This window comes from Methylobacterium goesingense (assembly GCF_022179225.1).
Taxonomy (GTDB): Bacteria; Pseudomonadota; Alphaproteobacteria; order Rhizobiales; family Beijerinckiaceae; genus Methylobacterium; species Methylobacterium goesingense.
The window spans coordinates 1-24,097 of the sequence record NZ_BPQL01000016.1 but is presented as its reverse complement, the minus strand read 5'-3'; the positions used below and the strand labels follow the sequence as shown (position 1 = coordinate 24,097).

22 protein-coding genes and 1 pseudogene are annotated in these 24,097 nt (G+C 68.9%); 8 read left to right on the top strand and 15 right to left on the bottom strand.

The genetic code is table 11. From position 1 onward, the window contains the following. Positions 1-23: 23 nt before the first annotated feature. Positions 24-932 carry a protein-methionine-sulfoxide reductase heme-binding subunit MsrQ gene (gene msrQ / locus MFF30_RS03055; RefSeq protein WP_238276406.1) on the bottom strand — a complete coding sequence of 303 codons (909 nt, stop codon included), beginning with the start codon at positions 930-932 and terminating at the stop codon, positions 24-26. Positions 933-1,183: 251 nt separating this feature from the next. Between msrQ and ligA the strand changes: the two genes are divergently transcribed. Together ligA and MFF30_RS03045 are read left to right on the top strand one after the other, a co-directional pair. Continuing rightward, positions 1,184-3,643 (top strand): NAD-dependent DNA ligase LigA, encoded by a 2,460-nt coding sequence (ligA, locus tag MFF30_RS03050; RefSeq protein WP_238276404.1) that lies wholly within the window; start codon positions 1,184-1,186, stop codon positions 3,641-3,643. Positions 3,644-3,733: 90 nt separating this feature from the next. Next, positions 3,734-4,609, top strand: a complete 876-nt coding sequence (locus MFF30_RS03045; protein WP_238276402.1) for a 3'-5' exonuclease — start codon at positions 3,734-3,736, stop codon at positions 4,607-4,609. A gap of 9 nt (positions 4,610-4,618) precedes the next feature. On the opposite strand, the pseudogene MFF30_RS03040 reads toward MFF30_RS03045, so the two are convergent. After that, a pseudogene (locus MFF30_RS03040) lies at positions 4,619-5,066 on the bottom strand (DMT family transporter). Positions 5,067-5,174: 108 nt separating this feature from the next. On the opposite strand from MFF30_RS03040, the gene MFF30_RS03035 reads away from it, so the two are divergent. After that, entirely contained in the window at positions 5,175-5,363 is a 189-nt protein-coding gene (locus tag MFF30_RS03035) for a helix-turn-helix domain-containing protein (protein ID WP_238276400.1), read from the top strand. An 82-nt stretch (positions 5,364-5,445) separates the two neighbouring features. On the opposite strand, the gene queC is transcribed toward MFF30_RS03035, so the two are convergent. Genes queC through queE form a run of 3 tightly spaced genes read right to left on the bottom strand, consistent with a single transcriptional unit; the run spans position 5,446 to position 7,205 of the window. Further along, positions 5,446-6,174, bottom strand: a complete 729-nt coding sequence (gene queC / locus MFF30_RS03030) for a 7-cyano-7-deazaguanine synthase QueC (protein WP_238276398.1) — start codon at positions 6,172-6,174, stop codon at positions 5,446-5,448. After that, positions 6,171-6,536: a 6-carboxytetrahydropterin synthase QueD gene (queD, locus tag MFF30_RS03025; RefSeq protein ID WP_056466423.1), complete on the bottom strand. Its 366-nt coding sequence runs from the start codon at positions 6,534-6,536 to the stop codon at positions 6,171-6,173. The genes queC and queD overlap by 4 nt, the downstream gene beginning before the upstream one ends. A 36-nt stretch (positions 6,537-6,572) precedes the next feature. Next, positions 6,573-7,205: a 7-carboxy-7-deazaguanine synthase gene (gene queE, locus MFF30_RS03020; RefSeq protein ID WP_238276382.1), complete on the bottom strand. Its 633-nt coding sequence runs from the start codon at positions 7,203-7,205 to the stop codon at positions 6,573-6,575. A 354-nt stretch (positions 7,206-7,559) separates the two neighbouring features. Here queE and MFF30_RS03015 point away from each other — a divergent pair, with 354 nt between their 5' ends. The 3 genes from MFF30_RS03015 (at position 7,560) to MFF30_RS03005 (ending at position 11,344) form a co-directional block, all read left to right on the top strand. After that, positions 7,560-9,113 carry a D-alanyl-D-alanine carboxypeptidase family protein gene (locus MFF30_RS03015; RefSeq protein WP_238276380.1) on the top strand — a complete coding sequence of 518 codons (1,554 nt, stop codon included), beginning with the start codon at positions 7,560-7,562 and terminating at the stop codon, positions 9,111-9,113. Between the two features lie 97 nt (positions 9,114-9,210). Beyond that, positions 9,211-10,335: a CobW family GTP-binding protein gene (locus MFF30_RS03010; RefSeq protein ID WP_238276378.1), complete on the top strand. Its 1,125-nt coding sequence runs from the start codon at positions 9,211-9,213 to the stop codon at positions 10,333-10,335. A 115-nt stretch (positions 10,336-10,450) separates the two neighbouring features. Then, positions 10,451-11,344 carry a hypothetical protein gene (locus tag MFF30_RS03005; protein WP_238276375.1) on the top strand — a complete coding sequence of 298 codons (894 nt, stop codon included), beginning with the start codon at positions 10,451-10,453 and terminating at the stop codon, positions 11,342-11,344. A gap of 6 nt (positions 11,345-11,350) precedes the next feature. On the opposite strand, the gene MFF30_RS03000 is transcribed toward MFF30_RS03005, so the two are convergent. The 5 genes from MFF30_RS03000 to MFF30_RS02980 all read right to left on the bottom strand — a co-directional run bounded on the left by MFF30_RS03000 (position 11,351) and on the right by MFF30_RS02980 (position 15,362). Beyond that, positions 11,351-11,665, bottom strand: coding sequence for an HPr family phosphocarrier protein (locus MFF30_RS03000; protein ID WP_238276373.1), 315 nt, complete (start codon positions 11,663-11,665; stop codon positions 11,351-11,353). 115 nt (positions 11,666-11,780) lie between these two features. Beyond that, on the bottom strand, positions 11,781-12,182 hold the full coding sequence (locus tag MFF30_RS02995) for a PTS sugar transporter subunit IIA (RefSeq protein WP_238276371.1): 402 nt from the start codon (positions 12,180-12,182) through the stop codon (positions 11,781-11,783). A gap of 125 nt (positions 12,183-12,307) precedes the next feature. Continuing rightward, a complete protein-coding gene (locus MFF30_RS02990) occupies positions 12,308-12,820 on the bottom strand; it encodes an HPr kinase/phosphorylase (protein ID WP_238276364.1) in 513 nt (170 codons plus the stop codon). A gap of 17 nt (positions 12,821-12,837) precedes the next feature. After that, positions 12,838-14,550 carry a sensor histidine kinase gene (locus MFF30_RS02985; protein ID WP_238276527.1) on the bottom strand — a complete coding sequence of 571 codons (1,713 nt, stop codon included), beginning with the start codon at positions 14,548-14,550 and terminating at the stop codon, positions 12,838-12,840. A gap of 101 nt (positions 14,551-14,651) precedes the next feature. After that, the gene (locus tag MFF30_RS02980; RefSeq protein ID WP_055947774.1) at positions 14,652-15,362 is read right to left on the bottom strand and encodes a response regulator transcription factor; all 711 of its coding nucleotides are present in this window, start codon (positions 15,360-15,362) and stop codon (positions 14,652-14,654) included. A gap of 341 nt (positions 15,363-15,703) precedes the next feature. Between MFF30_RS02980 and MFF30_RS02975 the strand changes: the two genes are divergently transcribed. Next, positions 15,704-16,495, top strand: a complete 792-nt coding sequence (locus MFF30_RS02975; RefSeq protein WP_238276361.1) for a HugZ family pyridoxamine 5'-phosphate oxidase — start codon at positions 15,704-15,706, stop codon at positions 16,493-16,495. 26 nt (positions 16,496-16,521) lie between these two features. On the opposite strand, the gene MFF30_RS02970 is transcribed toward MFF30_RS02975, so the two are convergent. Both MFF30_RS02970 and MFF30_RS02965 read right to left on the bottom strand, forming a co-directional pair. After that, positions 16,522-18,183 (bottom strand): methyl-accepting chemotaxis protein, encoded by a 1,662-nt coding sequence (locus tag MFF30_RS02970; protein WP_238276359.1) that lies wholly within the window; start codon positions 18,181-18,183, stop codon positions 16,522-16,524. 23 nt (positions 18,184-18,206) lie between these two features. Then, positions 18,207-19,220 (bottom strand): cytochrome-c peroxidase, encoded by a 1,014-nt coding sequence (locus tag MFF30_RS02965; protein ID WP_238276357.1) that lies wholly within the window; start codon positions 19,218-19,220, stop codon positions 18,207-18,209. Between the two features lie 549 nt (positions 19,221-19,769). On the opposite strand from MFF30_RS02965, the gene lepA reads away from it, so the two are divergent. Beyond that, complete coding sequence (gene lepA, locus MFF30_RS02960) at positions 19,770-21,575, top strand: translation elongation factor 4 (protein ID WP_238276355.1); 1,806 nt, start codon at positions 19,770-19,772, stop codon at positions 21,573-21,575. A gap of 123 nt (positions 21,576-21,698) precedes the next feature. Here the strand turns inward: lepA and MFF30_RS02955 are convergent, their stop codons facing one another. Genes MFF30_RS02955 through MFF30_RS02945 form a run of 3 tightly spaced genes read right to left on the bottom strand, consistent with a single transcriptional unit; the run spans position 21,699 to position 23,790 of the window. Then, the gene (locus MFF30_RS02955) at positions 21,699-22,106 is read right to left on the bottom strand and encodes a hypothetical protein (protein WP_238276346.1); all 408 of its coding nucleotides are present in this window, start codon (positions 22,104-22,106) and stop codon (positions 21,699-21,701) included. A 15-nt stretch (positions 22,107-22,121) separates the two neighbouring features. After that, positions 22,122-23,129 carry an inorganic phosphate transporter gene (locus MFF30_RS02950; RefSeq protein WP_238276344.1) on the bottom strand — a complete coding sequence of 336 codons (1,008 nt, stop codon included), beginning with the start codon at positions 23,127-23,129 and terminating at the stop codon, positions 22,122-22,124. A 4-nt stretch (positions 23,130-23,133) separates the two neighbouring features. Further along, a complete protein-coding gene (locus MFF30_RS02945; RefSeq protein ID WP_238276342.1) occupies positions 23,134-23,790 on the bottom strand; it encodes a DUF47 domain-containing protein in 657 nt (218 codons plus the stop codon). Between the last annotated feature and the right edge of the window lie 307 nt (positions 23,791-24,097).

Sequence of the window (24,097 nt, the reverse complement as noted above, 5' to 3'; positions counted from 1 at the left end):
GCAAGCCCCGGGCACCCGTGACGTCAGCGCGCCGCCACCGCCTCCCGCGCCGGGGCCGGGCGCATGGCCGGTGCGGGCTTCGGCTTGCCGCGCCCGCTCTTGTCCATCCGCGCTCGGACGGCGTTCAGCATGGGCACGGCGAGCCCGAGGGCCAACACCCACCAGGCCGGCCGGATGGTCTCCGGGAAGTCCAGGTTGGCCGACAGGACGAGGCTCGCCGGGATGCCGCTGGCGACGCCGTACCAAGCCGCTTCCAGCAGTGCCGTCACAAGGGCGGCGGCGACCGCGAGGCCCAGGAGGGTGAGCGGGTTGGTCGGCCAGCCCAGGCGCTGCATGGCGCGGTGACCCATCAGCAGCAGGAACGCGCCGGTCCAGAAGACCGGGTCGGACACGTCGATCTTGGCCTGCAGGAAGTAGTGGATGAGGCCCAGGATCGCGATGACGTAGACGGTCTTGTGCAGGCGCGGCCAGGCCTTGCCGAGACGCCGGATCATCCCGTCCGTAGAGGTGATGCCGAGCACCGTGAGGCCGAGCAGCGCGACGAAGCCGATGGTGAGGTAGATCCGGGACACGATCTCGCTGACGACCTTGGTCAGCACGAAGTTCTGATCAACGACGTAGAGCATCAGGTGGATCAGCCCGTAGGCCAGCACCGTCAGGCCGAGCATGCGGCGCACGAGAATGAGCTTCGGCGCGTGAGCGATGCGGCGCAGGGGCGTCACCGCCAGCGAGAGCATGAGGAACCGCACCGCCCATTCGCCGGTGCCGTGCAGCAGCGCGGTGATGGGCTTCGCCCCGAGGGCATCGGCCGCGTAGGCGCCGGCAAGCCACAGGCCGGGAGCCAGGGCGAACAGGAAGGTCGCGAGCTTCAGGCCGGAGACGCGTCCGGCGCGGTCGCGCCAGGGCGCGGAGAAGGCAGGCAGGGCTGGCATGGCGATCCGGGATCGTTGGGTGTTCGTGTCGGAAGATAGGGGCCGGTGAGGATCCGTGAGGCGGCGTGGGGTCGCAGCCGGTCCCGCGAATCCATCGCGGCGCCTTAGTGTCGAGACCTCTTCGCTCGGCCGACGCACGGGTTACACCCCTATGCAGAGCTGCGCTCCGGCCGGAACCTTGGCCGGTGCCGCGACGGTTGTCGGTTGCTATAAGCCGCCGTCGCGCCCGCCCCCGATCACGAAGCATCCCCATGCCCACAGAGACCGCCGTCGACAGCCTTGAGACGATGACCGCCGAGACGGCGCGGACCGAGCACGCGGACCTGTCCGAACGGATCGCCGAGGCGGACCGCCTCTATCACCAGGAGGACGCCCCCGAGATCACGGATGCGGAATACGACGCTCTGCGTCGCCGGCTGGAGCAGATCGAGGCGCGGTTTCCGGACCTCGCCGGAACCGGCGCCGCCAGCGCGTCCGTGGGCGCCAAACCATCCGAAAAATTCGCGAAGGTGCGGCACGCGGTGCCCATGCTCTCCCTCGGCAACGCCTTCGCGGACGAGGAGGTGGCGGAGTTCGTCGCCCGGGTCCGACGCTTCCTGAATCGGCCCGAGGCCGAGCCCCTGGCCTTTACCGCCGAGCCGAAGATCGACGGTCTCTCCTTGGCCCTGCGCTACGAGGATGGGCGCCTCGTCACGGCGGCGACCCGCGGCGACGGCGAGGTCGGCGAGGACGTCACCGCCAATGCCCGCACGGTCGCGGATATTCCACAGCAACTCGCCGGGGCGGACGTGCCGCGGGTCTGCGAGGTGCGGGGCGAGGTCTATCTCGGCCACGCGGATTTCGCCGCCATCAACGCGCGCCAGGCGGCGGCCGGAAAGGCCCTGTTCGCCAATCCCCGCAACGCGGCGGCCGGCTCCCTGCGCCAACTCGACCCCGAGATCACCCGCTCGCGGCCGCTCAAGTTCTTCGCCTATGCCTGGGGCGAGGTGGTGCCGGCCTTCGAGGGGACGCAGCACGGCGTGCTGGAGCGGTTCCGGGCCTGGGGGCTGCCGGTCAACGATCGCACCCGACTCTGCGCCGACGCCGAGGCGATGATCGCGCATTACCGGAGCATCGAGGCCGAGCGCGCCGACCTCGGCTACGATATCGACGGCGTTGTCTACAAGGTCGACGACCTCGCCCTGCAGCGCCGCCTCGGCTTCGTCTCGCGCTCGCCGCGCTGGGCGCTCGCCCACAAGTTCGCCGCCCAGAAGGCGCTGACCGTCGTCGAGGACATCGAGATCAATGTCGGGCGCACCGGCTCCCTGAACCCGCTGGCCAAGCTCCGCCCCGTCACGGTCGGCGGCGTCGTGGTGTCGAACGCCACCCTGCACAACGAGGGCTACGTCCAGGGGGTCGGCGGCGACGGCGAACCGATCCGCGACGGGCGCGACATCCGGGTCGGCGACACCGTCGTGGTCCAGCGGGCCGGCGACGTGATCCCGAAGGTGATGGACGTCGTGCTGGAGAAGCGCCCCGCCGATTCGAAGCCCTACGAATTCCCGACCCGTTGCCCCGCCTGCGAGAGCCGGGCGGTGCGCGAGATCAACCCGCGCACGGGCAAGCCCGACGCCGTGCGCCGCTGCACCGGCGGCCTGATCTGCCCGGCGCAGGGCGTCGAGCGCCTGAAGCACTTCGTCTCGCGCAACGGCTTCGACCTTGAGGGCTTCGGCCAGACCTATATCGAGGTGCTGTTCGAGGCCGGTCTGGTGCGCCAGCCCGCCGACCTCTTCCGACTCGAATTCGAGCCCCTGAAGGCCGCCATCGTGGCCCGGCGCGAGGCGTTGTCCGCCGAGCGCCGGGCGGAAGGGGTACCCGCCCCGAAGAAGCCGACCAAGAAGAAGGGCGAGGAGGAGGACAAGGCGATCAAGAACCTCCTCGCCTCGGTCGAGGACCGCCGCAGCCTACCGCTGAACCGCGTCCTCTTCGCCCTCGGCATTCCGGAGATCGGCGAATCCACCGCCAAGGCCCTGGCCAAGCGGTTCCCCGACATGCCCGCCCTGATGGACGGGGTCGCTGCGGCCGCCCGCGACCAGGCCGGGCCGGCCTGGATCGAACTCTCGGCGCTGCCCCGCATCGGCCCGACCACCCGCGACCGCCTGCTGGAGGTGGGGTACCCCCGCGCGGGTGGCGAGGCGGAGGCCGCTGAGGACGAGGCGGCGGAGGCTCAGCCGCAGGGGCACGTGCGCCTGTCGGTGCCCCAGCGCGCCATCCTGCTGGAGCATTACGGCGACGAGGATGCCATCGCGGCCGGCATCGCGCGGGCGGCCGGGCAGCGGCCGGGCGATGCCTATCGCCACTTCGCCGATGATGGCGAGATCGGCCCGGTCGCGACGGATTCGCTGATCGCCTTCTTTGCCGAGCCGCACAACGACACGGCGGTCCGTGCTCTGCTCGATCAGGTGAGGACTGAACCCATGGCGGCCCCCGCCACCGCGACCGCCTTCGCGGGCAAGACGGTGGTGTTCACCGGCAGCCTGGAGCAGATGACCCGCTCGGAGGCCAAGGCCACGGCCGAGCGCCTGGGAGCCAAGGTCTCCGGCTCGGTCTCGGCCAAGACCGACCTCGTCGTGGCGGGGCCGGGGGCGGGTTCCAAGCTCAAGGATGCCGAGAAGCACGGCGTCGAGGTCATCAGCGAGGCGGCATGGCTGGCGCTCGTTGCCAGCGCTTGAGCCGGGAATCGCGGGCGCCTAGACTCGGTGAGCCCCGCACCCGTGGGCGCCTGGCCGCGCCCGGCCGGCAGAGGATTTCTCGGCCACCGCATGACCGTCATCGCCCTCGATTTCGAGACCGCCAACGAGCGGCGCGACAGCGCCTGTGCGGTCGGCCTCGCCTGGATCGCCGGCGGCCGGGTGGTCCGGCGTGAATCCCGCCTGATCCGCCCGCCGGACCTGCGCTTCTCGCCCGGCAACATCCGCGTCCACGGCATTCTCCCGGCCGACGTCCGCGACAAGCCCGATTTCCCAACCGTGATGGCGGAGTTCCTGCCCGATCTCGCCTCGGGGCTGATCCTCGCCCACAATGCGGGCTTCGACCTCGGCGTGCTGCGCGCCTCCCTGGCGGCCTACGGGGTCCGGCCTCCGGCCTTCTCCTACCTCTGTACGGTGCAGATCGCCCGGCGGGTGTTTCCGGCTGAGGAGGGCTGCGGCCTCGGCAAGGTCGCGGCGCGCCTCGGTATCCGGTTCGCCCACCACGATGCCGGCGAGGATGCCTATGCCTGCGCGGAGATCGCCCTCGCCGCTGTCCGGGAGACGGGCGCGCAGGACGTGCCCGCCCTGTCGCGGACGCTTCGCCTGCCGATCACCACGGTCCCGGCGGGGCCCGACCGCGCACCGCCGCCGCAGGACCAGCCAGCCTCCTTGACGGCGCGGGCCCGCGTCGCGGCGGGGGCGCGTCCCACGGCCTCCGCGGGCCTGCACTTCGCGGTGCGCGGCAGCAGCGGCAACCGCTACGCCGTGACCCTTGAGGATCGCTCCAACGGCCCGCACCTGCGCTGCACCTGCATGGCCGGACGCTACGGCACCCGGTGCCGCCACGTGAAGGCGCTGCTCGACGGCGACATCACCGACCTCCTGTCGAGCAACCACGCCGACGTGGAGGTGCTGCGCGTGCGGATGACCGCCACTGGGGTCGGTTGAGCCGAAGCCTCAGCGCCGGATGAGGACGACGCCACCGATCAGGAGCGCCACGCCGATCAGCCGCGGCCCGTCGACGGCGCGCTGGGCGAGGCCGAGCCAGCCAAAAATGGTCGAAGGCCACCGAGGCGAGCATCTGGCCGGTGACGAGGAGCGCCAGGAAGGTCGCCGCCCCGAGTTCCGGCACGAGAATCGTGGCCAGCGCGATGAAGACCGCGCCAAAGAACCCCCCGCTCCATGCCCACCAGGGGATGCGCGCGGTCAGGCTCGTCGCCGGCAGTGGATCGCGCAGGGCCAGGGCCAGTACGACCATGGACAGGAGTCCGACGAAGTAGCTCGCGAAGCCCGCCCAGGCCGAGGAATTCAGGGCGATCCTCAGGTTCGCGATCAGGGCCTGCTGAAGCACGATGCAGGCGCCCGCCGTGACGGAGAGCGCCACGGGAAGCAAGAGGTTGAGCATGGGCTTGAGACCTGAACGGGGGCGAAGCGCCGGACGCGGGCGCCTTGACAACCATCCCGGAGCCATGCCGTCAAATGACGCATCGGCGCGTTTCCATCCAGACAGGGCATGATCAATCGGGCGCATCCCGATCTCTTCCACGCGGTGATGCGCCATGGCGGAATGACCCGGGCCGCCGAGGCCCCGGGGATCTGCGATCCGCATGTCAGCCGGGCTATGGCTCAGCTCGCGGCGGAGACCAGCCTGTTCGTGTGCCGACCCGGCACTGCCCGCCGGGGCGCCTCAGGGAGCGCCTGATCGACTTCCTAAGTGCGGAGCGCGACGTGCTGGTATCGCGTCGCACCGACGATGCGCCGCCACCGGCGACGCGGTGAGGCGTTCAGCTTGCCGCTGTCGCGTCCGTGGCGGTGAATTTGGCGAACCCCTTGGCGCGCAGGTCGCAGGCCGGGCATTGGCCGCAGCCGTGGCCCCAGGGGTGGCGGTCGCCGCGCGTGCCGAGGTAGCAGGTGTGGCTGTCCTCCACGATGAGGTCCACCAGGGCCTGTCCGCCGAGATCCTGCGCCAGCCGCCAGGTCTCGGCCTTGTCGATCCACATCAGCGGCGTGTGCAGGACGAAGCGGCGGTCCATCCCGAGATTCAGCGCCACCTGCAGCGCCTTGATGGTGTCGTCCCGGCAATCCGGGTAGCCCGAATAATCCGTCTCGCACATGCCGCCGACGAGGTGGGTCAGGGAGCGGCGATAGGCGAGGGCTGCCGCGAAGGTGAGGAACAGCAGGTTGCGGCCGGGCACGAAGGTGTTGGGCAGGCCGCCATCCGCGAAGGCGATCGCGGTGTCGCGGGTCAGCGCCGTCTCGGAGACCTGACCGAGGGCGTCGAGGGCGAGCGTATGGTCGTCCCCGAGCCGCGCCGCCCATTCGGGCTTCAGGGCCGCGATCCCCCGGCGCAGAATGTCCCGGCAGTCGAGTTCGATGCGGTGGCGCTGTCCGTAATCGAAGCCGAGGGTCTCGACCCGGTCGAAGCGCGCGAGCGCCCAGGCGAGGCAGGTGGTGGAATCCTGTCCGCCCGAGAACAGGACCAGGGCGCCCCCGCCCATCGCCGAGTCCCTCATCGCAGGGCCTCGCCCTCGTACTCGGCCCAGGACATCGGCGTCTCGTAGACCTTCACGGAGGAGAGGGCCGGCAGCGCCGCCTTGGTGCGCTCCCAGATCCAGGCAGCGATGTGCTCGGCGGTGGGGTTCTCCAGCCCCTCGATCTCGTTGAGGCAGTAATGGTCGAGGCGGGCCAGCACCGGCGCGAAGGCGTGCTCCACGTCGAAGAAATCCACCACCCAGCCGGTGGCCGGATCGACGGCGCCCGAGAGGGTGAGTTCGACCCGGTAGGAATGCCCGTGCATGCGGTGGCAGCGGTGGGTCTCGGGCACGTTCGGCAGGCGGTGGGCCGCCTCGAAGGTGAAGGCTTGCGTGATCTTCATTGCGGAAACTTCATGCTGCGAGCGGGGTTAGGAGCCTCACGGGATCCCGATGATCTTGTGCGTCTGGAGCGAGAGGCGCCAGCGCGCGTCGCGCCGGCAATAGGCGACGGCCTCGGCGGTGTTGGCGAGCCGCTCCGGCCCGTCCATCGGCTGGAGCCAATGGTGGTGGAAGTCGAGCTCCGCGAAGGCCTCCGGGAGGGCCTCGGCCTGCGGGAAGACGAGTTTCAGTTCGTGTCCGCTGCGCTGCACGATGGGGTTGCCGGCCTTCGGGCTGACGCAGATCCAATCGATGCCCGCGGGTGCGGGAAGCGTGCCGTTGGTCTCCACCGCGATCTCGAACCCGCGCGCATGGACGGCGGCGATGAGCGCCGGATCGAGCTGCAGCAGGGGTTCGCCGCCGGTGAAGACCACGTAGCGGTGTCGCGGGCCGCCCTCCCAGGTGCGCGCGATCGCGTCCGCGAGGTCATCTGACGTCGCGAAGCGTCCGCCGCCCGCGCCATCCATGCCGATGAAATCGGTGTCGCAGAAGGTGCAGGCGGCGGTGGCGCGGTCCTCCTCGCGGCCCGACCAGAGATTGCAGCCGGAGAACCGGCAGAACACCGCCGCCCGCCCCGCCTGCGCGCCCTCGCCCTGAAGGGTGTGGAAAAGTTCCTTGACTGCGTACGCCATCACGTTCCCGCGCCGACCCGGCCCTGCCGGGCGGCGACGCTCCGATTTTCGAAATACCCTGACCGACGCATCGCACATAGGGGTGGCGGCCATCCGGGGCCACGGACAGGCCGCGGGCCGCACCCATGCGCCGAACGCGGTCATACCATGAAACCGCCCGGATCTCGCATCCGCGAAGCGCTTTGCCATGCTCTCGCCACGGAACGCCGGTTGTTAGGCGTTCAGTCACGGCCAAGTCGTACCATGCTTGACGACGATCTTCCGTCGGCCTGCCTCAAGCTTGGCCGTTGACCGGCCGACCCGCGCGGGCCGATATTCGTCGGGCCGGGGGCATACCTTCTTGAGACAGGTCAGATGTCGAACGGATTGTTGAGGCGCCTGGCCGCTGGCCTGGCGATGGCGGCGAGTGTGCTGGCCGCCGCGCCGGCGGGTGCCGTGACGTCGCCGATCCTGGTGGTGGAGGTCGATTCCGGCAAGGTGATCTACGGGCAGGCGGCCACCGATCCGTGGTTCCCGGCCTCGATCACCAAGCTGATGACCACCTACGTCGCCCTCGACCTTGTACGGCAGGGCCGGCTCTCCCTCGATTCGCTGATCACGATCTCAGCCGCCGCCGCCGCCGAGCCGCCTTCGAAAATGGGCTTCCGCCCGGGCACCAAGCTCACTCTCGACAACGCCCTCAAGATCATCATGGTCAAGTCGGCCAACGATGTCGCCTGGGCGATCGGCGAGAATCTCGGTGGCTCCATCGAGGGCTTCGCCCAAATGATGAACGAGACCGCCCAGCGCATCGGCATGCGCGAGAGCCGCTGGACCAACCCCAACGGCCTCCCCGACGCCCGGCAATGGACCACGGCCCGCGACATGGCGATCCTCGGCCGCGCCCTCATCCGCGACTTTCCCGAGAGCCGCGCCCTGTTCTCCATCAGCGCCATCCAGTTCGGCCGCTCGGTGATGGCCAACCACAACGGACTGCTGGGCCGCTATGCCGGCGCGGACGGCATGAAGACCGGCTTCATCTGCTCGGGGGGCTTCAACGTGGTGGCGAGCGCCACCCGCAACGGCCGTCGCATCATCACGGTGGTGATGGGCCAGCCGAGTGCCCGCGAACGCGACCTCAAGGCCTCGGACCTGTTCGATTACGGATTCTCGCAAAGCGCCGGCTGGACCGCCCAAACCCTCGACGCGCTGCCGACTTCCAACCTCGGCGAGCCGCCGGACCTGCGGCCCTATATCTGCGACAAGCGCAAGGCCTTGCCTGTCGACGAGGGACAGGGTGCCATCACGGCGAGCGCCGGAGCGGCCGGCGCCAGCGCCGACAACGCCAACGCCCAACTGATGGCCGCCGCCGCGCCGCCCTCCGCCGCGCTCGCCTTCGCCACCATGAACAGCGCGGCTCTGCGCAACCGCGCCCTGCCGCCCCGCGCGCCGCTGCAGCCGATCCTGGTCTGGATCGGTCGCGACCCCGCTGAGGGCGCCATCGCGCTCAACGAGCAGGAGGAGGCCGAGAAGGCGGAGAAGGCCGCCAAGCTCGCCGAGGCGCGCAAGGCGAAGCTGGAGGCGATCGCTGCCAAGCGCGAGGCCACTCAGGCGGCCCGGCAGGCCAAGGGACCGGCAGCCGGCGCGGCCAAGGCAGCCAAGCCCGAGGCGAAGAAGGCCCTGGCCCGTGGCAAAGGCGGCGTCCCCGCTACGGCGAGTGCCTTCGCCCCTGCGGAATCCACCCCCGTCATGGAGGGCGCGCCTAAGCTGAAGGTCGATACGGTCCGCAAGCCGGCCGCGAAAGCCGCCGTGAAGCCCCAGGCCAAGCCGGAGGCGAAGGCGAAGCCCGCCGCCAAGGCCTCGAGCGCGAAGCCCGCGACGGCGGGAAAATCAACCCGGTCGGCGAGCAAGGCTCAGGCGGACGACTGACCCTACCCGTGCCCGGACGCACCCGGCGATCAGCGGTGTTATAATATTACACCGCCGTAGGATTGAGCGGCGCGTCCCGGAAGGCTAGGTCAGGGACATGACCGACCTGTCCAAGCCCGATCCCCGTGCGCCCGAGCCGATTCCGCTGACCGTCCTCACAGGGTTTCTCGGGGCGGGCAAGACGACGCTGCTGAATCGGATGCTGCGCGATCCGGCGCTCACCGACACGGTGGTGATCGTCAACGAGTTCGGGGAGATCGGCCTCGACCACCTGCTCATCGAGACGATCGACGAGGGCATGGTCCTGCTCGGCGCCGGCTGCCTCTGCTGCACCGTGCGCGGCGATCTCATCGCCACCCTCGAAGATCTGCTGCGCAAGCGCGACAACGGCCGCATCCAACCCTTTCGCCGGGTGGTGATCGAGACGACGGGGCTCGCCGACCCCGCTCCGATCCTGCACGCGCTGATCTACCATCCCTACCTCGTCATCCGGTACCGCCTACAGGGCGTCGTCACCGTGGTGGACGCGGTGAACGGGGCCTCGACCCTCGACGCGCATGCCGAAGCGGTGCGGCAGGTGGCCGTTGCCGACCAGATCGTCGTCACGAAGCGGGATCTGGCGGGTGAGGACGGCGATGCGCTGGAAGCTCGGTTGCGGGCGCTGAACCCCTCGGCTCCGTTCCGCGACGCGTCCGTGCCGCCGTCCGAGCTTCTCGGCGGCCTGTTCGGCCTCGACGGAAAGAGCGACGACGTGCGCGCCTGGCTCGGCGCCGAGTCCGAGCGGGCCGAGCATGGACACCATCACGACCATGGACACCATCACGGCCACCACCATCACGACGTGAACCGGCACGATGCCGCGATCCGGGCCTTCAGCCTGACCAGCGACGCACCGGTGCCGCGCGCGGCCTTCGAGATGTTCCTGGACCTGCTGCGTTCCAGCCACGGCCCGAATCTCCTGCGCCTCAAGGGCCTGGTGGCCCTCGCGGACGCGCCGGAACGACCCCTTGTGGTGCACGGGGTCCAGCACGTCATCCATGCGCCCGTGCATCTCACGGCCTGGCCGGACGCGGATCACCGCTCACGCCTGGTGCTCATCGTGCGTGACCTCGACCCGGCCTTCGTCACCCGCCTGTGGGACGCCTTCCTCGGCCGCCCGCGCGTCGACGGCCCGGACGCCGCGGCGCTGACGGACAATCCCCTCGCGATTCCCGGCGGCTGAGACCGCGCTCGCTGTCCGGAATCGGGCGGTCCCGTTCTTGAAACCTGAGCCCCACAGGGCGCCGCACGGCGCGAGAGTGTCCCGCATCGGGACGCATTCGGGATCGGATCGAGACATGAGACACCGCTTCACGGTCATCGAGGGCGGCGCGTTGTCGACCGACGCGGTGGTCGAGGTCGTCGCTGAGGAGACTCCCGTGGCCTGGCGCGTCGACCTGCGCCGGGCGGCTTCCATCGGCGCGGGCGAAATCGCGGCCTGGCGGGCGCTGCTTGCCCGCGCCGGCGTCGCGGATCCCGTCCGGGCCGACCCGGACTATCTCCTCTCGGCGGCCCAGCATCAGGCGGGCGGCCGGGACCTCATCTTCGCCCTGGCCTGGGCAGTGGGGAACGGTCCGGACCGGCTCGGCGCCGTGATTCCCCTGGCGATGCCGCACACGCTTTTCGGGCATGGCCGGATCGTGGTCTGGCAGCCCTACGGCAGCGCGCTCGCTCCGACCTTCGCGCCCGGCAGCGTCGAGCCGGTTCGCGCGGCGCTCGTGACCGCGCTGCAGGCGATCCGGCCCCGCGCCACCCTGGAGCTCGACACGCCGGTCGCTCCGGCGATCCCGGAGGCCGAACCGGCGTCCCGTCTCCGGACCGTGACCGCGCGCGGCACGATCCCGGCGCATAGCCTCGTCGGCGTGCGTCCCGTTCACGCGCCGGAGTTTGCCCACGTCGAGCCTGCCCGCATCGAGCGTGTGCGTGATCCGAATCAGGTGCGAGACGCGGTGGAGGCGTTTCTTCTGCTCGATGCCGAGGCGTCGTCCGCGCCCATCATCGGCGACCCCTCCGAGGCCGCGATGGTGCGGGTGGTGACGCGCCTGTTCGCCCGCCGCAATCAGGTCACGGTGACGCTGACCCGGCGCGCGGACAAGGTCGTCGCGGCCACGATCACCCTCGGCGCCGGTGCGTCCGCCTTGGTCTGGCGTCAGGCGGACGCCGCGCCGGAGCGGCTTGAGCGCTCCGCCTGAACGGGGCTACTCGTCCTCGCCGAACTTGTTGGCGAGGAGATCGCTGATGGCCTGCATGCAGGCCTCGGCGTCGCTGCCCGAGGCCACCACCGCGATGGAGGTGCCCTGCGCGGCGCCCAGCGTCAGCAGTCCCATGATGGAGCGCCCCCCCACCGTCTCGCCGGAGCGTGTCACGGTGACGGCGGCGTCGAAGCGCTCCACCGTTTGCACGAACTTGGCGGAGGCTCGCGCGTGCAGGCCACGCCGGTTGATGATCGGGAGCACCTGGAGCAGGCCACCCTCGGGCACGGTCGGCAGGTCGTCGATGTCGTCGTCGCTCATGGGCGTTGGCCATCCCCTCCGTGGCGTCCCGCGCCGCTTGAAGCGGCTCCGGCGGGCCCGCTGGCGGAGCAGGGCCTTGGAATGGCTGTAAGCTGTGGCGCGAGGGGAAGGAAGGCTATTTGCCGGCGAGCACGCGGGACGCGACGTTGATGTACTTCCGGCCCGCCTCCTGTGCGTGCAGGACGGCCTCGCCGAGGGGCTCGGCGTCGCGCACGCTGGCGAGCTTGATCAGCATGGGCAAGTTGATGCCGGCCACCACCTCGACTTCGCCGCCGTTCATGCACGAGAGGGCGAGGTTCGAGGGCGTGCCGCCGAACATGTCCGTGAGCACCACGACGCCCTTGCCGCTGTTGACGCGGCTGACCGCATTCATGATGTCGAGCCGGCGCAGCTCCATATCGTCCTCGGGACCGATGGTGATGGTCTCGATCTGCTTCTGCGGCCCGACGACGTGCTCAAGGGCAGCCTTGAACTCCGTTGCCAGCAGCCCGTGTGTAACGAGCACCATTCCAATCATCGACGCGGGTTCCAACGCCTTGTGAGCGGAGCCGCCATCTTGTGCAGCGCAAGGTCGAGCGCAAGGTGAATGCGGCATTTTGTGTGCTCGAACGTCATGATCATGCCACGGTGGTGGCCCCGGCGCTACGGTTCGGTGGCGGGCGACAGGAACAGAACGGGGTCCTGCGGCATGCGGGCCACGCCGGGGCACCCCGCGAGCGCGTCGAGCACGAGGCGAGGGCCGAGTCCGGCGCGCAGCATCGCACGGTCGAGGACGAGACCCGGCCGGGCGAAGCCGAGCAGGGTCACCCCTTGCATCGGTGCATCGGGAAGGCGCGGGCAGGCCTCCACGAGATCGACCACGAGGTGGACCGGCGCATCGGTCAGGGTTTTTGCGGCCGGCACGAGGCCGAGGCCGCGCACTTCAATACGGGAACCGAGCGCGGGGTGCGGCCGGGCCAGGATCCGTTCGCCCTCGCGCGTGAGACCGACCCGATCGTCGCCGACGAGGCCGGCGTTCCCACGCGCCGCGTCGACACGGTCGAGCAGAAGCAGGGCGAGGCTTGATTTGCCCGACCCCGACGCCCCCCGGATCAGGATGCCGGCGCCATCGACGGCCACGCAACTCGCATGGACCCATGCGACGGCGTCCGCCATCGGGAGGCCCTTCGCGCTCAGCGGGCCGCCGCCGGGAGGCGCACGATGAAGCGAGCGCCTCGCACGGTGGGCTCGCCCTCCTCGTCGGCGGGGCCCGGCCGGTTCTCGGCCCGGATCGTGCCCCGGTGGGCCTGGACGATCTGGCGGGAGATGGAGAGACCGAGGCCGGAATTCTGGCCGAAGCCCTGCTCGGGGCGATCCGTATAGAAACGCTCGAAGATGCGCTCCAGGGCGTGCTCGGGGATGCCCGGCCCCTCGTCCTCGACGATCAGCTCCACGTCGTTTCGGACGCGCCGAAGGGCCACCCGCACCTTGGCGTCGGGGGGTGAGAATGAGCGGGCATTGTCGAGGAGATTGTTGACCACCTGGCCCAGCCGGCTGTCGTGCCCGAAGATCGTCAGGGGCGATTCCCCATCGCCGGCCGCCGCGTCGACGTCGAACTGGATCGGGGCGTCCTTCGGGCGCCGGCGCTCGTTGGCTACAGAGACCACGGTGGTCATCAGCTTGCGCATATCGACGCGGCGTGCCTCCGCGCGGGCAAGCTCGGCATCCAGGCGCGAGGCGTCCGAAATGTCGGAGATCAGCCGGTCGAGGCGCTTCACGTCGTGCTGGATGATCGCCAGCAGCCGGGTGCGCGAATCGTCGGATTTGGCCAGCGGCAGGGTCTCGACGGCGCTGCGCAGCGAGGTCAGCGGGTTCTTCAGCTCGTGGCTGACGTCCGCCGCGAAGCTCTCGATGGCGTCGATGCGCCGGTACAGCGCCTGGGTCATGTCGCGCAGGGCGCCCGAGAGGTGGCCGATCTCGTCGGTGCGGCTGGTGAAGTCGGGGATTTCCTCCCGCGACTTGATGCCGAGCCGCACCTTCTCGGCCGCATCCGCGAGGCGCCGCACCGGCCCCGCGATGGCGCCGGCAAGCAGGATGGACAGGACCAGCATCACGGCCGCCGCGATGAGGAACACCTGGAGCAGGCCGAAGCGCTCCGAGGCGATGACCCGGTCGATGTCGCCCCCTTGCGTCGAGAGCATCAGGGCGCCGCGGACGGAATTCGCCCGCTGGATCGGCACCGCGACGGACACGATGGTCTCCCCGGCCGGATTGCGCCGCACGATGTTGCCGCGCGCGCCGCCGAGCGCCACCTGCACCTCCTTGAGGCTGCGCCCGCTGGCAGGGCCGACATCCTCGGTGACACCGGGGGACGGCGTGCTCCCGGCGAACTTCGACTGCACGGCCTCCCAGGCCTTCTCCAGCCACGTGCCCTTGCGCGGGCGGACATCCGGGTCGCTGCGACTCATCTCGCCCCGGGCCGAGAGGGTACGGGTGTCGAACAGGAGGCCGCCCTCCTGGTCGTAGACCCGGGCGCGGTTGCCCGTCGGGGTGATCAGGCGGCGCAGCAGCGGGGCGACGCGCTCGGGGTTCAGCGAGAAGGTGAGGGGGGAGGAGGGCTCCTCGGCCTCGCCGGCCTGGAGCTGGAGCAGCTTGTCGGGGTCGATCCGGATCGCGTCGGTCTCGACCGAGGCCGATGAAGCGATGGCGCCCGCGATGATCTCGCCCTGGATCAGCAGGCTCTGCACCCGGGCCTGGATCAGCCCCTGGCGGAACTGGTTCAGGTAGAGGAAGCCGAACAGCAGGGCGATGAGCCCGACGAGGTTGAGCACGACGATGCGCCGCGTCAGGCTCGACGAGGCCCGCTGACCGATCCCGTTCCAGATCTGGCGCGGCCATCCCAGCATGCCGCGCGACGGGGTTTCGGCTTGGTCGGTGGTGGCCACGGGCGTCCGGTGGTGAGGGAACAGCGTTGCGGGGAGGGAGCGCCTGAGGCCCGGGCGGGCGCTCAGCTCTCCTTGAAGCGGTAGCCGACGCCGTAGAGCGTTTCGATCATGTCGAAGCTCGTGTCGGTCACCTTGAACTTCTTGCGCAGGCGCTTGATGTGGCTGTCGATGGTCCGGTCGTCCACGTAGACCTGATCGTCGTAGGCCGCGTCCATCAGGGCGTTGCGGCTCTTCACGACGCCGGGCCGGTGCGCCAGGGCCTGGAGAATCAGGAACTCCGTTACCGTCAGGGTGACGGGTTCGCCCTTCCAGGTGCAGGTGTGGCGCTCGGGGTCCATCATCAGGAGGCCGCGCTCCAGGGAGCGGGCGGCGGCATCGGCCTCGCGGGCGGCGGCGCCCGGACCGTCCTTGGGGGCGAAGCGGCGCAGCACGGCTTTCACGCGCTCGACCAGCAGGCGCTGCGAGAACGGCTTATGGATGAAATCGTCGGCGCCCATCTTGAGGCCGAACAGCTCGTCGATCTCCTCGTCCTTCGAGGTGAGGAAGATCACCGGAAGGTCGGATTTCTGCCGCAGACGCCTGAGAAGCTCCATCCCGTCCATGCGCGGCATCTTGATATCGAAGATCGCGAGGTCCGGCGGGGAATGCTTCAGACCGTCCAGCGCCGAGGCGCCATCGGTGTAGGTCTGGATGCGATAGCCTTCGGTCTCGAGGGCGATCGAGACTGAGGTGAGGATGTTTCGGTCGTCGTCCACGAGGGCGATGGTCGGCATGCGCGTGTCCTGTTGCTCGGATGCGGATCGGCGGACGTCTGATGGCGCCCACCCCTCCGCATCCCACCCCGTCCCCCGTCGCGGACGGTGGGCAGGGATCGGCAAAAACGCGGTGGCGACCGTGCCGGGGAGGCGGGCCGCGTTCGCGCGGAGAGTCAGGCTGTGTAATGACTCTATGCGATAAAAGCGAGCGACCTCGGTCGTTTGTTCGTTTGCGGCTTGACTGATGCCAACGGGCCGCAGTCCGGCGCCCTCGTGCGGAGCCCGAAACCCTGGCTATGATCGCCCGGCTGAACGCGGCCTGAGCGCCGGTTCGCGGGCATCGAATCGGGGGAGTATCCATGGCCGAAGGCGAGACGAACACGGGAGGCGAGCGGCGCGGGCCGGCGGTGCCGCTGCCGGCCGCCGAGGCGCCATTCGACGCGATCGGGCTGGCCCGCCATCTCCTGCGCTCGATCCGCTCGGGCGCGCTCGCCACCCTCGATCCGGAGGACGGGACGCCCTTCGTCTCCCTGGTGACCATCGCCACGGACGTCGACGGCACCCCCCTGATGCTGCTCTCGCGCCTCTCGGCGCACACCCGCAATCTGCTGGCCGACCCGCGCGCCTCGCTGCTGTTCAGCGCCGGCGGCAAGGGCGACCCGCTCGCGCATCCGCGCCTGACGGTGACGGGGCGCGTGACGCAGACGGCCGAACCGCGCGCCCGCGCCCGCTTCGTCGCGCGGCACCCGAAATCCAAGCTGTACGCGGACTTTCCGGATTTCGGGTTCTTCGCCCTGGAGCCGGGCGCCGGGCATCTCAACGGGGGCTTTGCCAAGGCCGCTGTGCTGAGGGCGGATGAACTGCGCCTCGATCTCGCGGGCGCCGAAGGGCTCGTGGCCGGCGAGGCCGGCGCCGTCGAGCACATGAACGCCGATCACGCCGACGCCCTCGCGCTCTACGCCGTCGCCTCCGGCGCCGAGCCGGGCCCCTGGCGCCTCACCGGCCTCGATCCGGAGGGCATGGACCTTCTAGCCGCGGACCGGACCTCGCGGGTGCTATACCCGGAGCCGGTTCGTGAGATGGGTGCCTTGCGCAAGGTGCTGGTGACGATGGCGACCGAGGCGCGCCGGGGCGAGGCGAAGGCCGAATAGGCCGTCGCCCGGGACCGGCGATCCGCTCACGCGGCTCGGACGTTGCGCAGGAACTGGTCGATTTCCGTCTGCAGCGTGCGCGCCTGTCCGGCCAGGACGTCGGCGGCCGTCGCCACGGCGTGAGCGGCCTGTCCGGCGCCATCCGCCGAATGGGCCACTTCCGAGATGTCGGCCGTCACCTGGCCGGCACCGGCTGACGCTTCCGCCATGCTGCGCACAATCTCCTGCGTGGTGACACCCTGCTCCTCGATGGCGCTGGCGATGCTCGTCGTCACGCCGCTCATCGCCTGGATCTGCGCGGTGATCTCCTGGATCGCCTGCGCGGCTCCGCTGGTGGCCGCCTGGATCGCTCCGATCTGGCGGCCGATGTCCTCGGTCGCCCTGGCGGTCTGGGAGGCCAGTTCCTTCACTTCGGTCGCCACGACCGCGAAGCCACGGCCCGCCTCTCCGGCGCGGGCCGCCTCGATCGTGGCGTTGAGGGCCAGCAGGTTCGTCTGACCCGCGATGGTCGACACCAGGCCGACGACGTCGCCGATCCGGGTCGCGGCGTTGGACAAGGCCGCCATGGTCTCGGCGGTGCGGGTCGCGGTGTGGACGGCGGTCGACGAGATCCCGGCGGCCTGCACGACCTGCCGGCCGATCTCGTTCACCGTCGAGCCCAGTTCGTCCGCCGCGGCCGCCACGGCGTCGACGTTGTCGGAGGTCTGCCGCGCGGCATCCGCCGCGCTGGAGGAGCGCAGGGCCGTTCCTTCGACGGCCGACCGCATGGAGCCGGATGAGGCCTGAAGGCCGGCCACGGCCTGCGACACACCCGCGACGATCCCGCCGACGGACGTCTCGAACCGATCGGCGAGGTCACGCAACAAGGTCCGCCGCACCTCCTCCGCCCGCATGCGTGCGGCCTCGGTGGTCTCGAGTTGCCGCGCGGCCTTCGCGAGGGACATGTCGCGGATCGCCACGACGGCCCGGGCGATGTCGCCGATCTCGTCCCGGCGGATCGCGGCCGCGAGGTCGACCCGCGTATCGCCGGCAGCGAGGCGTGAGGTCTCCGCCGTCAGCCTCATCAGCGGCCGCGCCAGATTGCCGGCAAGCCACCAGGCCGTGCCCGAACCGGCCAGGACCGCCGCGCCGCTCAGTCCGAGCATCGCCCAGATCTCCCAGGCCGTCGCCTCGCGGGTCGCCTGAATCTGCGCACGCGCATCCTCGGCGGCCAGGGTTACGGCCTCGTCGAAGTGCTGCCGCAACTGCTGGCTCCGCTGGGACAGGCGCTCCAGGGTCGGGACCTCGCGCGCCGACCGGAGGCCGAGCACGACCTCCGCGTCGCTGCGCCACTCTCCCGCCTCGGCTTCCGTGCTTCGTGACAGGATCCGCATCCGCTCGGACAGGGCATTGGTGGTCAGGCTTTCGAGAAGGACGGTCAGCTTGTCGCTTGCGGCCGTGAACTCGGCGTTGACCGGCGCCATGTCGATGAGGTCGGTCATCGCGCTGACGCGGCCGACGAGTTCCTCCATGCGGCGGAAGCGGTCGCGGGCCGCGCGGCTCGCGTCGCTGACCTCGGTCGTGCGCTCGGCAAGGGTCGACAGGTCGCCGGCCACCCGGAGACCGAGCAGGCCGGTGACACCGGCCAGGAGGCCCGCCAGGAGCATGAAGCCGAGGAGCGGAAGCAGGATCTTGTAGCGGATCGACATCGTGGTGCGTCCTGTCTCGGGCGTCAGTTCGGCAGGTTCGGCAGGGCGATACGCGTCTGTTCCGCGGTCAGCGAATGCAGGAAGGCGATCAGATCCTCGCGCTCCTGCGATTCGAGCCGGAAGGGATTCATCAGGGGCGACTTCGAGGGCCGCACGATGCCGCCGGTCTCGTAGAAGGCGACGATCTGGTCGAGAGTCGCGAACTGACCCGCATGGCCGAAGGGGGCGCGGTAGGTCAGGTTGCGCAGGCCCGGCGTCTTGAACGCGTGTTTGGCCAACGGGTTGTCGGGCTCGAAGGCCGCACGGCCGATGTCCTTCGTCTGCATACCAAGATCGTGGAACTGGTTGTCGGTGAAGTTCCACCCGGCGTGGCAGGCCGCGCATTGGCCCTTGCCGGTGAACACCGCGAAGCCGCGCTGGGCGGACGCCGAGATCGCCGTCGCGTCACCCTCGACCCAGCGGTCGAAGGGCGCCCATCCCGACACCACCGTCCGCTCGTAGGTGGCGATCGCGGTCAGGATGTTGTCCTGGGTGACGCCGTCGCGGGGAAACAGCTTGCCGAACCAGGCTTCGTATTCCGGCGTGCCCTTCAGGCGGGCGATGATCTCCGGGAACTTCCCGTCCATCTCCGCACTGGCCGTGATCGGGCCGATCGCCTGCGTTTCGAGGTTCGGCGCGCGCCCGTCCCAGAAAAGCGTCGGAAGCCAGGCTGCGTTCAGTACGGTCGGCGCCTTGCGGGCCAGGGGCTTGTTCGTCGCTCCGATCGCGCCGGGCACCGGGACTTCGAAGCCGAAGGATGGATTGTGGCAGCTCGCGCAGCTGAGGTTCTGCTTGCCGCTCAGGCGCGGATCGAAGAACAGCATCTTGCCGAGTGTCGCCATCTGAGGCGAATACGGAGCATCGTCTGGAAACGGGATCGAGGTCGGACGGCGGTAATTCAGTTTTTCCGCCTCGATTCCTTGGGCGTTCGCCGGATTGAATCCCAGAGCCAAAGCGCTCGCCGCCAACAGGATGAGCTTTCGCACTGATGGAATCATTGAGTCTTGCTTTTTGTTAAACCGGGAAAGATCTGCCGTGATCTATTTGTAAATTTTTATAAATACTGAATGATTAAAGATAATTTAAAATCGGCGTCTATGCATGATTGGCGAATAATATTGAGTGAAATAGTATCGCGTTGGTTCCTTTCACCATTCGAAGGTTGATTTGTTTTCGTCTTGGTCTTCGGGATGTCGTGGGCGGCGAACAAGGAAGGTCTGGTGGCCGGAATGCTGTCATTCGTCGGTGCCGTGCGGGCGCGATCACCTGACCGGCCCCATGGCCGCCACGCCGATTGCATTCCGTCAATGCTGGCAACTACCGATACCCTCGGCGGACCGGGGTCGCGCCGGCAAAGCGCCGGGCATCCATCCCCACGGGTGCGGCCCGGCTTCGTCCGCGGTCTGAAACATCGCGGTTCGGCGCACGCGCTTGGCGCACGGGGCCTGCGCTGCTATCTGCGAGCGATCAGTTTCCCTCACTCATGAGACCGTGCGCCGGGTCCGTCCCTTGACGGCGGGCCGCGCGCGCCGGAGATCGCATCCTCGATGACCACGTCCCCCATCGACAACATCCGCAACTTCTCCATCGTCGCGCATATCGACCACGGTAAGTCGACGCTGGCCGACCGGCTGATCCAGACCACCGGCACGGTGGCGCTGCGCGACATGAGCGAACAGATGCTCGACTCGATGGACATCGAGAAGGAGCGCGGCATCACCATCAAGGCGCAGACCGTGCGCCTGGAATACCGGGCCGAGGACGGCAAGGACTACATCCTCAACCTGATGGACACGCCCGGCCACGTGGACTTCGCCTACGAGGTGTCGCGGAGTCTGGCCGCCTGTGAAGGCTCGTTGCTGGTGGTGGATGCGAGCCAGGGCGTCGAGGCGCAGACGCTCGCCAACGTCTACCAGGCCCTCGACGCCAACCACGAGATCGTCCCCGTCCTCAACAAGATCGACCTGCCGGCCGCCGAGCCCGAGCGCATCCGCGCCCAGATCGAGGAGGTGATCGGCATCGACGCCTCCGAGGCCGTGGCGATCTCGGCGAAAAGCGGCCTCAACATCGAGGCGGTGCTGGAGGCCATCGTCACCCGCCTCCCGCCCCCCAAGGGCGACCGCGACGCACCCCTGAAGGCGCTGCTGGTCGACAGCTGGTACGACGTCTATCTCGGCGTCGTCGTGCTGGTGCGCATCGTCGACGGCGTGCTGAAGAAGGGCATGAACATCCGCATGATGCGGGCCGACGCCGTGCACGGCGTCGACAAGATCGGCGTGTTCCGGCCCAAGATGGCCGATATCGGCGAACTCGGCCCCGGCGAGGTCGGCTTCTTCACCGGCTCGATCAAGGAGGTTGCCGACACCCGCGTCGGCGACACCCTCACGGAAGACAAGCGCCCCTGCAAGGAGATGCTGCCGGGCTTCAAGGACGTGCAGTCGGTGGTGTTCTGCGGGCTCTTCCCCGTGGACGCGGCCGAGTTCGAGACCCTGCGCAGCGCGATGAGCAAGCTGCGCCTGAACGACGCTTCGTTCTCCTACGAGATGGAGACCAGCGCGGCCCTGGGGTTCGGCTTCCGCTGCGGCTTCCTCGGGCTGCTGCACCTCGAGATCATCCAGGAACGCCTCGAGCGCGAGTTCAACCTCGACCTGATCTCGACGGCGCCCTCCGTGGTCTACCGCCTGCAGATGACGGACGGCACCATCAAGGAGCTGCACAACCCAGCCGACATGCCGGACGTGATGAAGATCACCGCCATCGAGGAGCCGTGGATCCGCGCCACCATCCTCACGCCCGACGAGTATCTCGGCGGCGTGCTGAAGCTGTGCCAGGACCGGCGCGGCACCCAGGTCGACCTGAACTATGTCGGAAAACGCGCCATGGTCGTCTACGACCTGCCGCTGAACGAGGTGGTGTTCGACTTCTACGACCGCCTGAAGTCGATCTCGAAGGGCTATGCCAGCTTCGACTATCACATCTCCGACTACCGCGAGGGCGACCTCGTGAAGATGTCGATCCTCGTCAATGCCGAGCCCGTGGACGCGCTCTCCATGCTCGTCCACCGCACCCGCGCCGAGCATCGCGGCCGGGCCATGTGCGAGAAGCTGAAGGACCTCATCCCCCGCCACCTCTTCCAGATCCCGGTGCAGGCGGCATTGGGCGGCAAGATCATCGCCCGCGAGACCATCAAGGCCCTCTCGAAGGACGTGACCGCCAAGTGCTACGGCGGCGACATCTCCCGCAAGCGCAAGCTCCTCGACAAGCAGAAGGAGGGCAAGAAGAAGATGCGCCAATTCGGCAAGGTCGAGATCCCGCAGGAGGCGTTCATCGCCGCCCTGAAGATGGACGACTGATACGTCATCCACTTGATCAAAGCGTGATCAAAGCGAATGACGTATCAGCAAGCCCGCGCGGCGCTTGAGCGAAGTCCAAATCCGCCATCCCGAGGGGATCAAACGGATTTGGTATGACCCGTCTCAGATCAGGCGCGGCTCGCCGGTCAGAAGCTTGAGCGGTCGGGCCAGCTTCTTCGAGAGGCGCCCGACCGGCTCGACCGTGACGTCCTCGCCGCTCACCGCCTCGACGATGGCCAGTGCCACCGCTTCCGACACCGTGAGCACCGCATAGACGCGCAAGGCTTCGCGCCGGCGTTTCACGCCGACGAGGAAGGTATGCGCCTTGGGGGAGGGCGCCTTGGCCGGCTTCAGTTTCAGGGATGGCGCCTTGGGTGGAGGGGCCTCTGGCCCCGGCGCCTTCGCCGGTTGGAGTTTTGCGTCCTGGGTTTTCGCCTTCAGGGCTTTGGGCTCGGCCTTCGCCTGTGCGACCGTCCTCGGCGTATTCTTCTTCGGCGCAGCCTTGGCGCCTTTCGGGGATGAGGACGGCACGGCGAACCCGATCGTCTAGCGGAACAGGGTGGTGATCGCGTAGCAGGCTGCCGAGACCAGTCCCGCCGCCGGCAAGGTCAACACCCAGGCGACGACGATGTTGCTGGCAACGCCCCAACGCACGGCGGAGGTCCGGCGTGCCGCGCCGACGCCGACGATGGCTCCCGTGATCGTGTGGGTGGTCGAGACCGGCACCCCCGCGAAGGTCGCGGCGAAGAGCGTGATCGCGCCGCCGGTCTCGGCGCAGAAGCCCTGCATCGGGTTGAGCCGCGTCAGCTTCGAGCCCATCGTGTGAACGATGCGCCAGCCCCCGCTGAGGGTGCCGAGCGCGATGGCGCCGTGGCAGGAGAGCACGACCCAGAGGGGGACATGGAACTCGCCCCCGAGATACCCTTGCGAGTAGAGCAGGAGGGCGATGATCCCCATGGTCTTCTGTGCGTCGTTGCCGCCATGCCCCAGGGAGTAGAGGGAGGCGGAGGCGAATTGCAGGATGCGGAACGTGCGGTCGACCCCGAAGGGCGTCGCGCGCCGGCAGATCCAGGAGACGATCAGCACCAGCAGCAGCGCCAGCAGGAAGCCGACGAGCGGTGAGAGCACGATGGCCGCCGCCGTCTTCAGGACCCCGCTCCAAACCACAGCGCTGAGCCCGACTTTCGTCAGGCCCGCCCCCAGGAGGCCGCCCACGAGCGCGTGCGACGAACTCGACGGAATGCCGAAGATCCAGGTGACGACGTTCCAGACGATCGCGCCCACGAGAGCACTGAAGATGACCTGCGGGGTCACGATTCCCGCATCAATGATGCCGGTTCCGAGCGTCTGCGCCACGTGCAGACCGAAGAACAGGAACGCGATGAAATTAAAGAACGCGGCCCAGAGCACCGCGTATTGCGGGCGCAGCACCCGCGTCGACACGATGGTGGCGATGGAATTGGCCGCGTCGTGCAGGCCGTTCAGGAAATCGAACAGCAGCGCGACCGCGATCAGGCCGACGAGGAGCGGGAAGGCGAGGGTGACTTCGGTCATCGCCTCAAACGTTCTCGATTACGATGCCGCTGATCTCGTTGGCGACGTCTTCGAAACGGTCGACGACATCCTCCAGGTGGCCATAGATCTCGGCGCCGATGAGGTAGGCCATGGTGTCGCCGTCGCCGCCATCCTTGCGGTGAGCCTGGTAGAGGGCCTTGAGACCGCGCTCCTGCATCTCGTCCGAGCGCCCCTCCACGCGGGTGATCTGCTCGGTGAGGGTGTTGAGGCGGGCAGCGTGCTTGTCGATCGCGGTAAGCAAGGGGATCGCTTCGGCGGTGAGGCGCGCCGCTTCGATGACCGTCCCGCCCATCTCGCGCATTAGGGGCTCGAAGCTGCGGACCTCGTAGAGCGCGATGGTCTTCACCGTCTTGTTCATCTGGTCGATGGCATCGTCCATCGACTGGATCAGGTCCTTGATGTCGCCCCGGTCGAAGGGGGTGATGAAGCTGCGGCGCACAGCCAGCAGCACCTCGGCGGTGATCCCGTCGGCCTCGTGCTCGCGATCCACGATGACCTGGCAGTAGCGCGGCACGGACTCACCGCCCTCCAGCACGCCCTGGAGCGCTTCGGCCCCGGCAACCAGCGTCTGGGAATGCCGCGCGAACAGATCGAAGAAGCGATCTTCCCTGGGCATCAGGGCCTTGAACCAGCCGAGCATTCACGAACTCCCATGACGGTCCGGATGCCGGACGCCGCCGTCGCATCTCAAATTCGGGTGGATGCGGACCGGCGGTCGCCGTACGCGGGACTAAACCCTTAACGGTGTTCGTGCGGTCCCGATATTGCTCCATGTGGCAATGCCCGTGGCATTCTTGGGCCGTGTCTCCTGTGCGACAGGTGTCATGCGTATTCGCAGCACCTCACAGATCCGGTCGCGAACCATCGGCTGCACGATTCTCCGAGACTGCCACGCTGCCGTCGCATTACACATTCGGGTGGAGACGGACCGGCGGTCGCCGCACGCG